The sequence below is a fragment of the Streptomyces avidinii genome, assembly GCF_045161815.1.
In the GTDB taxonomy this organism is placed as follows: Bacteria; Actinomycetota; Actinomycetes; order Streptomycetales; family Streptomycetaceae; genus Streptomyces; species Streptomyces avidinii.
Map to the genome: position 1 here is coordinate 3060869 of NZ_CP108863.1, position 10531 is coordinate 3071399.

9 protein-coding genes are annotated in these 10531 nt (G+C 70.5%); 2 read left to right on the plus strand and 7 right to left on the minus strand.

Annotated features, from left to right (window positions below; all coding sequences use genetic code 11):
- Nucleotides 1–43: 43 nt before the first annotated feature.
- The 6 genes from OG373_RS13190 to OG373_RS13215 all read right to left on the minus strand — a co-directional run bounded on the left by OG373_RS13190 (nt 44) and on the right by OG373_RS13215 (nt 6661).
- The gene (locus tag OG373_RS13190; protein WP_405438354.1) at nt 44–1231 is read right to left on the minus strand and encodes a YncE family protein; all 1188 of its coding nucleotides are present in this window, start codon (nt 1229–1231) and stop codon (nt 44–46) included.
- Nucleotides 1228–2031 (minus strand): polysaccharide deacetylase family protein, encoded by an 804-nt coding sequence (locus tag OG373_RS13195; protein ID WP_405438355.1) that lies wholly within the window; start codon nt 2029–2031, stop codon nt 1228–1230. Before OG373_RS13195 ends, OG373_RS13190 begins: the two co-directional genes overlap by 4 nt.
- A gap of 361 nt (nt 2032–2392) precedes the next feature.
- Nucleotides 2393–2905, minus strand: a complete 513-nt coding sequence (locus tag OG373_RS13200) for an ATP-binding protein (RefSeq protein WP_405438357.1) — start codon at nt 2903–2905, stop codon at nt 2393–2395.
- Nucleotides 2906–3161: 256 nt separating this feature from the next.
- Nucleotides 3162–3929 (minus strand): enoyl-CoA hydratase/isomerase family protein, encoded by a 768-nt coding sequence (locus tag OG373_RS13205; protein ID WP_405438359.1) that lies wholly within the window; start codon nt 3927–3929, stop codon nt 3162–3164.
- Between the two features lie 86 nt (nt 3930–4015).
- Entirely contained in the window at nt 4016–5254 is a 1239-nt protein-coding gene (locus tag OG373_RS13210; protein WP_405438361.1) for an Ig-like domain-containing protein, read from the minus strand.
- Between the two features lie 186 nt (nt 5255–5440).
- On the minus strand, nt 5441–6661 hold the full coding sequence (locus tag OG373_RS13215) for an Ig-like domain-containing protein (protein WP_405444034.1): 1221 nt from the start codon (nt 6659–6661) through the stop codon (nt 5441–5443).
- Nucleotides 6662–6993: 332 nt separating this feature from the next.
- Between OG373_RS13215 and glgX the strand changes: the two genes are divergently transcribed.
- Together glgX and OG373_RS13225 are read left to right on the plus strand one after the other, a co-directional pair.
- A complete protein-coding gene (glgX, locus tag OG373_RS13220) occupies nt 6994–9165 on the plus strand; it encodes a glycogen debranching protein GlgX (protein WP_405444036.1) in 2172 nt (723 codons plus the stop codon).
- Between the two features lie 123 nt (nt 9166–9288).
- Nucleotides 9289–10011, plus strand: coding sequence for a CDP-alcohol phosphatidyltransferase family protein (locus OG373_RS13225; RefSeq protein WP_405438363.1), 723 nt, complete (start codon nt 9289–9291; stop codon nt 10009–10011).
- Here the strand turns inward: OG373_RS13225 and OG373_RS13230 are convergent.
- On the minus strand, nt 9992–10480 hold the full coding sequence (locus tag OG373_RS13230; protein ID WP_189972969.1) for an adenylyltransferase/cytidyltransferase family protein: 489 nt from the start codon (nt 10478–10480) through the stop codon (nt 9992–9994). The two genes, OG373_RS13225 and OG373_RS13230, sit on opposite strands and share 20 nt — an antisense overlap.
- Between the last annotated feature and the right edge of the window lie 51 nt (nt 10481–10531).

A 10531-nucleotide genomic window follows, 5' to 3' on the forward strand; every position in this document is an offset into this window, starting at 1 on the left:
GCCGCCCCGTTCCGCCCCCTCCTCGGGTCCCGTCCCGATTCCGTCAGCGGAAGATGCCGGTGTGGCCGAGCGAGTAGCGGCCGGGCTGCGGGTAGACGGCGAGACCGTGCGGTCCGCCGCCCACCGGGATCCGGGCGACCTGCTTGCCGGTCCGGGTGTCGACCGCGTAGACCTCGGAGTTGTAGCGGCCCGACAGCCACAGCACCTTGCCGTCGGCCGAGACCCCGCCCATGTCGGGGCTGCCGCCGTCCGGCAGCGTCCACTTCTTGGTGAGCCGGTTCTCCGGGAAGTTGAAGACGGAGATGGTGCCCTCGCCCCGGTTGGAAACGTACATCTCCTTGGAGTCACGGCTCACGTAGAGGCCGTGGCAGCCCTTGCCCGTGGGCAGCAGCTTGGGGGTCTCGAACTTGTCCCCGCTCAGCACCCACATCCCGTGCGCCATCATGTCCGCGACGTAGAAGGTCTTCCCGTCCGGGGAGACCTTGACGTCCTGCGGCATCGCGCCCTCGAACGGCAGCTTCTGCTGGCCGACCACCTCCATCCGCTCGGTGTCGACCTTGAGGAGTTCGCCGGAGAACTCGCAGCTCACGATGAAGTAGCGGCCGTCCGCGGAGAAGTCCGCGTGGTTGACGCCGTAGCAGGTCACGGGGACCGTCTTCACCCGGTCCATCGTGTGCGGGTCGCGGAAGACGAGCTCCTTGTCCATCGAGGCCATGACGATCGCGTACTTGCCGTTGGGCGTGAAGTACAGGTTGTACGGGTCGTGCACCTCGACCGGCTTTCCGGCCTCGCCGGTGGCCGGGTTGATCGGGGTGAGCGTGTGGCCCCGGTTGTTGTTGACCCACAGGGTCTTCAGGTCCCAGGAGGGGACCACGTGCTGGGGCTGGACCCCGACCGGGATGGTGTCGATGACCTGGTAGGTCGCCGGGTCGATGACGGACACCGTGTTGGAGTTGGTGTTCGGCACGTAGACGCGGGAGGGGAAGTCCTTGACCACGGGGGAGAGCTTGTCCGGCCGGTCCGCCGCGTAGACGTCGTTCGGATCGAGGAGCGGCGGCATGCCGGGCAGACCGGGCGGGGCGGCCGGCACGGCCTTGACCGGCTTGGCCGGGCCCTTGGTGCCGAGCGCCTCGGCAGGTCCCTTGTCGGCTGATCCGCAGCCGGCCAGGGCGGCGAGGACCAGCCCTGCCAGCAGCACGCCGGCAGTCCGGGGAAGGCGGGTGGTCGTCATGGGGTCAGCAGCTCCGTGGTGGTCACCGCGCGCAGTTTGCGGCGCGCGAGTTCTTCGAGGAGGGGAGGCATCGCGTCGACCGTGTCCGCGTAGCCGAAGTGCAGGCTCACCACCGATCCGGGCCGGATCGTCCCGATGACGGTGCGGATGACGGCCGCGGCACCGGGCGAGGTGAAGTCGAGGGAGTCCACGTCGTACGAGAGCACGTGCGGGTAGCCCGCCCGCTGGGCCAGCTTCCGGACGAGCGGGGTCGCGTACTGGGTCTGGGAGGGCCGGAACCAGGTGCCGATGGATCCGGTGAGCCGCTTGAGCCGCTGGGCGCAGCCGGTGATCTCGGCGTACGCCTCCGCCTCGGTCATGTCGTTGATCGCGAGGTGGCGCTGGGTGTGGTTGCCGAGCTCGTGACCGCCGTCGAGGATGCGGCGGGCCAGCTCCGGATGGGCGTCGAGCCAGGAGCCGATGGCGAGGACGGTGATCCGGGCGCCGCCCTTCTCGGCCGCGGCCAGCACGGACCGTGCGATGGCGGGGTCCCCGTTGCCGTGGAAGGTGAGGGCGACCCGGGGGCGGTCGCGCGGTCCGTGGTCGATCTCGACGGGCTGCCCGGCGAACCGGCGCGGGGCGGCGGCCGGGGCGGCCTGTGCCGGGCGGGCCGGACCCGGCGGCGGGCCGGAGGACGCGGTGGCGGGCCGGCCCGGTCCGCAGGCGGCGGTGAGGCCGGCAGCGGCGGCGCCGACCGCCGGGAGGGCGGCCGCGCGCAGGGCCACGCGCAGGGCCGCGCGGCGGCCTGGTTGTGAGAGCACTTGCCCATTTAAGGGGTGGATGACCCGGATGGTAATGATTGACCCAATTCGGTACGTCCACTCAAAGGGGCCAACCGGGTGGTAGGGCCGCTAAGTGATCAACGATTTACACAGAGCAGCCGACGCTTATTCATGGATTGCGAGGTGAGTGGCCCACCTCACCTAGGATTTAGCTAGAAAGTCTTACGATTTGCCCACTTATGCCCAAGTAGGGACTTTTGGCGTTTGGGCCCTCGTCTGCCATAGTCGGAAGCACGACTTCCCCATTGACCCGAGCGAAGTCACAACGCCGAGGATCACACCCCCTTCGAACCTCGGCGCACCCATGAAGCCCCCCACGCCGATCCGGCGCACGGGGGCTTCAGGCGTTCTGGCGGTCGGCGACCCGCATCTCGAACCAGGTGATCTTCCCGCGCGGCTGCAGATCGGCGCCCCAGCGGTCGGACAGCTTGTCGACGAGGAAGAGGCCCCGGCCCGTGGTGTCCATCTCGTGGACCGGCATCAGGCAGGGCAGTCCGCGCGAGGGGTCACGCACCTCGACCCGGATCCAGCCGCGGCGCCGCAGCATCCGTAAGCCGAAGGAGCGGGCCCCGGTGTGCCGGACCGCATTGCCGACGAGCTCGGAGACCAGCAGGACGGCATGCTCGGCGATCTGCGGGGAGAGGCCCCAGAGGCGGATCACCACGCACTGGGTGAGCCGGCGCGCGGTGCTCGCCGACTCCGGCATGGACGGCAACGTCACTTCCGCCTCGGCCGGATTTCCGTAAAACTCCAGCGCTTTGAGGCCCTGTTCGTCCTCGACAGCCGCCGTGAGCCGTACCGCCGAAGCGCTGCCGCGCTGCCGCGGCTGTTCCACACCCTCCAGGCCCGCCATGCACCCATCATGGACGGCCGATGCGCCCTCCCGGGCGGTTCCACAGGAAAACACCCCCCGGATTCAACCAATCCAAGGGGGTGTTCTGTCATATGCAGGAGGCAATCAGAGGACCTCGGCACACACCATGACCTGCGGTGACACCGCGCACGGAAGCGATCACAGCGAGTGGATCACGGTTTCTCCTTAAGGTTGCCTTAAGGCCTGGCTAATGCACCCGCAGGGAGGACCGCCGCACTCGGCCGCAGCCCCCTGCTCAGACAAACTTCGCCTTGCCCGGGCCCTCTTCGACGAAACTGGCCATACCGCGCTCGCGGTCCTCGGTGGCGAACAGGCCCGCGAACCAGTTGCGTTCGATGGTCAGGCCGGTGTCGATGTCGGCCTCCAGACCCGCGTCCACGCACTCCTTGGCGGCGCGCAGCGCGATCGCCGGACCCTGCGCCAGCTTCGCGGCCCAGGCGTGCGCCTGCTCGTACACCTCGGCGGCGGGCACCACCCGGTCGACCAGGCCGAGGGTCAGCGCCTCGTCGGCCTTGACCATGCGGCCGGTGAAGATCAGGTCCTTGGCCTTGGACGGTCCGACCAGCCGGGACAGCCGCTGGGTGCCGCCGGCGCCCGGGATCAGGCCGAGCAGGATCTCGGGCTGGCCGAGCTTGGCGTTGTCGGCGGCGATCCGGTAGTCGGCGCACAGCGCGAGCTCGCAACCGCCGCCCAGCGCGTAGCCGGTGATGGCCGCGACGACGGGCTTGGGGATGCGGGCGACGGCGGTGAAGGCGTCCTGGAGCGCGCGGGACCGGGCGACCATCGCCGCGTGGTCCATCGTCTGCATCTCCTTGATGTCCGCGCCCGCCGCGAACACCTTCTCGCCGCCGTAGATGATGACCGCGCGGACGTCGGCCCGGTCGGTCGCCTCCACGGCGAGCTCGCGCAGCCGGTCCTGGGTGGCGATGTCCAGGGCGTTCATGGGCGGCCGGTCCAGGCGGATGGTGCCGACGCCTTCGGAGACTTCGAGAGAGATGGTCATACGGGCCAGGTTAGCGCCGGTTAACGTGAAGTGGCCCGGTGCTGTGGGTCACAGCACCGGGCCACTTCACGGGGTACGGGACCCGCTTACTTGATCCACTCCGCCCAGTCCATGTTCCAGCCGTTGAGGCCGTTGTCCGGGGCGATCTGCTTGTCCTTGGAGTTCTTCACGACGACCACGTCGCCGATCAGGGACTCGTTGAAGAACCAGGCGGCCGGCTGGTTGTTGTCGCCGGCGCCGCGGACGTCCTTGAGACCGACGCAGCCGTGGCTGACGTTCGCCGACCCGAAGGTGCCGGCGGAGGCCCAGTAGTTGCCGTGGACGAAGGTGCCCGACTGCGACAGGCGCATCGCGTGCGGGACGTCGGAGATGTCGTACTCGCCGCCGAAGCCCACGGTCGCGCCGTTCATGCGGGTGACCTTGTACTTCTCGCTGATGACCATCTGCCCGTTGTAGGTGGTGGTCGACGGGGCGCCCGCGGTGATCGGGAGGGTCTTGATGACCTGGCCGTCACGGACGACCTGCATCTCCTTCTCGCTGGCGTCCACCGTGGAGACCTGGGAGCGGCCGACGGTGAAGGTGACCGTACGGGTCTGCTTGCCGTAGACGCCCGGGCGGCCTTCGACTCCGTCGAGGGCGAGCTTCACGGTGACCTTGGTGCCCGCGGCCCAGTACTTCTCGGGGCGGAAGTCCAGGCGGTCGTTGCCGAACCAGTGGCCCTCGACCTGCACGGCCGGCTCGGCCGTCACCGTGATGGCCTTCTCGACGGCCTCCGGGTTGGTGATCCCCCGGGTGAAGTTGATCGAGACCGGCATGCCCACGCCGACGGTGGAGCCGTCCTCGGGGGTGTAGTGGCCCACGAAGGTGTTCGTCGGGGTCAGGGTGGTGAAGGTGGTGTCCTTGGCGGACTCCCGGCCGCCCTCGTCCTTGGCGACCGCGTGCACCTTGTACTCGGTGGCGGAGGCCAGGTGGCGGGCCGGCTCCCAGCTGGCGCCGTCGTCGGCGAGCTTGCCCTCGACCGCGTTGCCCTTGGTGTCGGCGACCGTCACAGTGGTCAGCTTGCCGCCGGTGCTCGTTATCTTCAGGACGCCGCTGGTGGCGACCTCCTTGGCCCCGTCGTCGGGCTTGACGCTGACGACCGCCTTCGAAGCCTCGGTACCGGTCTTGCCGCCGCCCCCGGCGTTGTCGCCGCTGCCGCTGCCGTTACTTCCGCCACCGCCACTGCACGCGGTGGTGAACAGCAGCGCCGCCCCCAGCAGAAGGGCCGGCAGGCCGGTGCGGGCGCGGCCGCGTATCGGCTGCAGGTTCACTCGTGTTCTCCCCATGTCCCCCGCGCGCGGACTGTCGCGCGCTTGTTGACAGGTAATCACAGGGAGGGATCACGATGAGCCACGGTCTTGTCACCGTTCCGTCCCAACTGCCCGGAACGGCGCCCCGGCGGCCGCCCCCCTCGACCGGGGGCGGGGCCGCTCGGAGCGGGGCGGCTCGGGCCGCGCCCGGGCCGTCCGCGCTCAGGCGACGGCGGACCCGGCGACCCAGTCCGCCCAGGACATGTTCCAGCCGCCCAGCCCGTTGTCGGGGGCGACCGTCTTGTCCTGCGAGTTCACGACCTCCACCACGTCCCCGATCAGGGTCCGGTCGAAGAACCAGCCGGCGGGGGTGTCGGAGCCGCCGCCCTTGTCGTCGCGCAGGCCCACGCAGCCGTGGCTCAGGTTGGTGGTGCCGAAGCTGTCGGGGCTGGACCAGTAGTTGCCGTGCAGGAAGGTCCCGGAGGAGGTGAGCCGCATGGCGTGCGGGACATCGGGGATGTCGTACTCGCCGCCGAAGCCGACGGTCTGGCCGTTCATCCGGGTGACGTCGAACATCTCCATCACCACCATCTTCCCGTTGTAGGTGGTGGTCTTGGGCGCCCCGGCGCTGATCGGCACCGTCGACACCAGCTGCCCGTCCCGGCGGACCTCCATGGTGTGCGCGGCCGCGTCCACAGTGGAGACCTGGGAGCGGCCGACGGTGAAGGTGACGGTCTTGTCCTGGATGCCGTACGAGCCGGGCGCGCCCTCGATGTCGCGCAGGTCCATCTTCACGGTGACCCTGGTCCCGGACTTCCAGTACTCCTTGGGCCGGAAGTCGAGCCGGTCGCGGCCGAACCAGTGGCCGACGACCTGCACGCCCGGATCCGACGTGACGGAAATGGCCCGCTCCACTTCGGCGCGGCGCTCGATGGCACGGCTGAACCGGAAGGAGACGATCATCCCGGTGCCGACGGTCGAGCGGTTCTCGGGCTTGAAGTAGCCGATGAACCGCTCCTCGGGAACGTAGGTGGTGAAGGTGGTGTGGCGGGCCTGGCGGCGGTCGTGCCCGTCGAGGGCGACGGCGTCCACGGTGTACTTGGCCGCCAGCGCGAGCCGCGCGGACGCGGGCTCGGGGCTCCAGCTGAGCCCGTCGGCGGCGATGGAGCCGGGGACCTGCTCCTGCTGCGCGTCCTCCACCTTGGTGACCACGACCCGTTCCAGGCGGCCCTCGGGCACGGTGACGGACAGCCGGCCGTCGGCGGGCACCGCCTTCGCGTTGTCGTCGGGGGTGATGCGGATGGCCTCGTCCGGCGAGCGGGGTTTGCCGGGCAGCTGGATCTCGACCGGGGCCCTGCCGTCCTGGGTGCATCCGGCCAGGCCGCCCAGCAGGCCCGCCCATGCCGCCACGGCGGCCAAGCCCGCCCCTGCCCGCCTCGTCAGAAGTGTCACGATCCCTCCAACGACCGGGCGGTGCGGGGGAAACGTGAGCGCGGGCGACGTTCCGGGCAGAACTGTCCGGGCAGAACAGTGGGAAGGACCAGACGGGGGCGGGCCCAGGCCGGGACGCCGGGGCCGCACTCTCCCCTACCCCCGCCGGTACCCAGGAGCCGTGGAGGCGGGCAGTGTCGAGCGCAGCCGAGCAGGAGGCGGTGGAAGCCGTCAGCAATGCCGTCGGAGCGGTGCGGAGCGGCCAGGCCGCGCCCGTACCGCAGATCGACGGCCGACCGATCGAGCGGCCGAAGGAGCGGCCGAACGGCCAGGTCAGGGGCCAGGTGTCACGGGTGCACGCGCGCCCGGGGGCACCGGTGTGGCCGGGGTCCTCCCATCCGCTGGGAGCCCGGTTCCACCACGGTCCGGACGGGACCGCGGGCACCAATTTCGCCCTGTGGGCACAGGGCGCGGAGGCGGTGGAGGTGTGCCTGTTCGACGAGGCCGGCGCCGAGACCCGCTGCGCCCTGACGGAGCACACCCACGAGATCTGGCACGGGTTCGTGCCGGGCGTGCGCCCCGGGCAGCGGTACGGATTCCGGGTGCACGGCCGCTGGGACCCCTGGACGGGCGCCCGGTACAACCCGGCGAAGCTGCTCCTGGACCCGTACGCGCGGGCCGTGGACGGGGACTTCACGCTGCCCCCGGAGGTGTACGCGCATGTCCGGGACTGGCCGCAGCAGTACATCGCGGACACGGTGCGCGACGACCGGGACTCGGCGCCGTTCGTCCCGAAGGGCGTGGTGGTCCACGACGACGACGACTGGGCGGACGACGTCCGGCCGAAGACCCCGTGGGCCGATTCGGTGATCTACGAACTGCACGTGCGCGGCTTCACGATGCGCCATCCGGGTATTCCCGAGGAACTGCGCGGCAGCTACGCGGGCCTCGCGCACCCGGCGGCGATCGAGCACCTGACCGGGTTGGGCGTGACGGCGGTCGAACTGCTGCCGGTGCACCAGTTCGCGCACGAGGACCACCTGCTGCGCCGGGGGCTGCGCAACTACTGGGGCTACAACTCGGTCGGTTACTTCGCCCCGCACGCGGGGTACTCGTCGAGCGGTACGGCCGGGCAGCAGGTCGGGGAGTTCAAACGGATGGTCCGGGCCCTGCACGCGGCCGGGATCGAGGTCATCCTCGACGTGGTCTACAACCACACGGCGGAGGCGGGCGAGCTGGGTCCCACGCTGTCGCTGCGCGGGATCGACAACCGGGGCTACTACCGGCTCCAGTCCGACCAGCGGCGCTACGCCGACTACACGGGCTGCGGGAACACCCTGCACGCGGGCCGCCCGCACGTGCTGCGGCTGATCACGGACTCGCTGCGCTACTGGGTCACCGAGATGGGGGTGGACGGCTTCCGCTTCGACCTGGCGGCGGCCCTGGCCCGCTCGATGCACGACGTGGACATGCTCTCGCCGTTCCTCGCGGTGATCGCCCAGGACCCGGTGCTGCGGCGGGTCAAACTCATCGCCGAGCCGTGGGACGTGGGTTCGGGCGGCTACCAGGTGGGCGCCTTCCCGCCGCTGTGGACGGAGTGGAATGACCGCTACCGGGACGCCGTACGGGACTTCTGGAGGGGCGCGCTGCCCGACGTACGGGATCTCGGGTACCGGCTGTCGGGGTCGAGCGACCTGTACGCGTGGGGCGGGCGGCGGCCGTACGCCTCGGTGAACTTCGTGACCGCGCACGACGGTTTCACCCTGCGCGACCTGGTCAGTTACGAGCGAAAGCACAACGAGGCGAACGGGGAGGCGAACCGGGACGGGACCAATGACAACCGGTCGTGGAACTGCGGGGCGGAGGGCGAGAGCGACGATCCCCGGATCGGGGTGCTGCGCCGCCGCCAGCTGCGCAACCTGCTCACCACCCTGCTGCTGTCCACGGGCGTGCCGATGCTGGTGGCCGGCGACGAGTTCGGGCGGACCCAGGACGGCAACAACAACGCGTACTGCCAGGACAACGAGACGGGCTGGGTGGACTGGTCGCTGCTGGAGGATCCGGCCTGGCGGTCCCTCCTCGCCCTGGCCTCCCGGCTGATCTCGCTGCGCCACGCCCATCCGGTGCTGCGGCGGCGGGCGTTCTTCTCGGGGCAGTCGCAGGGCGCGGACGGGCTGCGGGACCTGGCCTGGTTCACCACGGCGGGTGCGGAGATGACCGAGCGGGACTGGTACGCGCCGGCCGCCGCGCTGGGGATGTACCTGTCGGGGCGGGACATCCCGGGCCGTGACGAGCGGGGGCGGCAGGTGACGGACGACAGTTTCCTCGTGCTGCTGCACACCGGGGACCGGCCGGTGCCGTGGGTCCTGCCGGGGGCTCCGTGGGCGGAGGAGTACGAGGTCGTCCTGGACACCTCCCTGGAGACCCAGTCCGACGCTCCCGGCACCCGGCACCGCGGCGGGCTGACCCTGACGGTCCCGGCGCGGTCGGTGCTGCTGCTGAGGGTGGTGAGCTGAGCACCGGCGGCCCGGGACGACCCGGCCGTCCTGCTGGTTCCGGACGTACCCGTACATCCGGAACCAGCACCCTCGTTCGTACTGCGATGATGTGTTCGACATCGTCTCGGAGGGGGTCCCTGCATGGGCAGAGTCACGACCGCGCTGCAGGAACTGCGCGGGGCGCAGAAGTCGGCGAAGGGGGTTTCGCTCTACTCCCGGTTCGTGAACCGGCCCGTCGGCCGGTACCTGGCCGCCGGTTCGTACGCGCTGGGGCTCACCCCGAATCAGGTGACGCTGATCAGTGCGGCCTTCAGCTTCGCCGCCGTGGCCGCGGTCGCGCTGGCCGCGCCCTCGTGGGGGCTGGGGATCGCGGTGTGGGCCGCCCTCGCCGTCGGCTTCGCCTTCGACTCCGCGGACGGGCAGCTGGCCCGGCTGCGCGGGGGCGGCAGCGCGGCGGGCGAATGGCTCGACCACGTCGTGGACGCCGCCAAGCTGACCGCCCTGCACTCCTGTGTGCTGATCGCCTTCTACCGCTTCCCCGAGGCGTACGGGACGGGCGGGGACGGCTGGCTGCTGGTTCCGCTGGGCTTCCAGTTCGCCGCGGTGGTGACCTTCTTCGGCGGGCTGCTGACGGAGAAGCTCAAGCCGAAGCCGGCCCCCGGCAGCCCGGCGGCCGCGCCGTCGACCGCGCGCGCGGTGGCCCTGCTGCCCGTGGACTACGGGGTGTTCTGCCTGGTGTTCGTACTGCTCGGCGGCGGGAAGCTGTTCGCCTGGGCGTACGCGGGACTGGGCGTGGTCGCCGCGCTGTTCCTGCTGGCGTTCCTCGCGAAGTGGTTCCGGGAGCTCAGCGCCGTTCGCCGGTGACCTGGCCCGGGACCGCTGCCGGTTCCGCGAGCGCGTCCAGGGCCCGGCGCAGCTGGGTGCTGGACGTGTGCACGGTGTAGGGGAAGTAGACGACGTCGACGCCGTGGGCGGCGAAGTCCTTCTCCAGCCGGTCGCCCTTGGGGGTGCCGCGCCAGTCGTCGCCCTTGAAGATGACGTCGAAGCGGACCTGCTTCCAGGTCTCCACCTTGTCGGGGACCGTCTCGACGAAAGCCGCGTCGACGTACTTGACGCTGCGGACGATCTCCAGCCGCTCGACGAGCGGGATCATCGGGCGGCGGCCCTTGGCGAGTTCGGCCATCTCGTCGGAGACCACACCGGCGACCAGATAGTCGCACTGACTCCGGGCGTGCCGAAGGATGTTGAGATGGCCGATATGGAACAGATCGTAGGCACCGGGCGCGTAGCCGACGCGATACGGCCTGCGCGAAGGCGCGGCAAGGTCGGACATGTCGTGCTCCGTCATCATTTACCCCCAGCGGCCACACCCCCCGGTGCAGCG

Excerpts from the sequence above, each read along its gene's own strand:
- OG373_RS13210 (WP_405438361.1), bottom strand. The coding sequence starts at position 5,254 with ATGGGGAGAACACGAGTGAACCTGCAGCCGATACGCGGCCGCGCCCGC.
- OG373_RS13190 (WP_405438354.1), bottom strand. The coding sequence starts at position 1,231 with ATGACGACCACCCGCCTTCCCCGGACTGCCGGCGTGCTGCTGGCAGGG.
- OG373_RS13230 (WP_189972969.1), bottom strand. The coding sequence starts at position 10,480 with ATGTCCGACCTTGCCGCGCCTTCGCGCAGGCCGTATCGCGTCGGCTAC.
- OG373_RS13200 (WP_405438357.1), bottom strand. The coding sequence starts at position 2,905 with ATGGCGGGCCTGGAGGGTGTGGAACAGCCGCGGCAGCGCGGCAGCGCT.
- OG373_RS13205 (WP_405438359.1), bottom strand. The coding sequence starts at position 3,929 with ATGACCATCTCTCTCGAAGTCTCCGAAGGCGTCGGCACCATCCGCCTG.
- OG373_RS13225 (WP_405438363.1), top strand. The coding sequence starts at position 9,289 with ATGGGCAGAGTCACGACCGCGCTGCAGGAACTGCGCGGGGCGCAGAAG.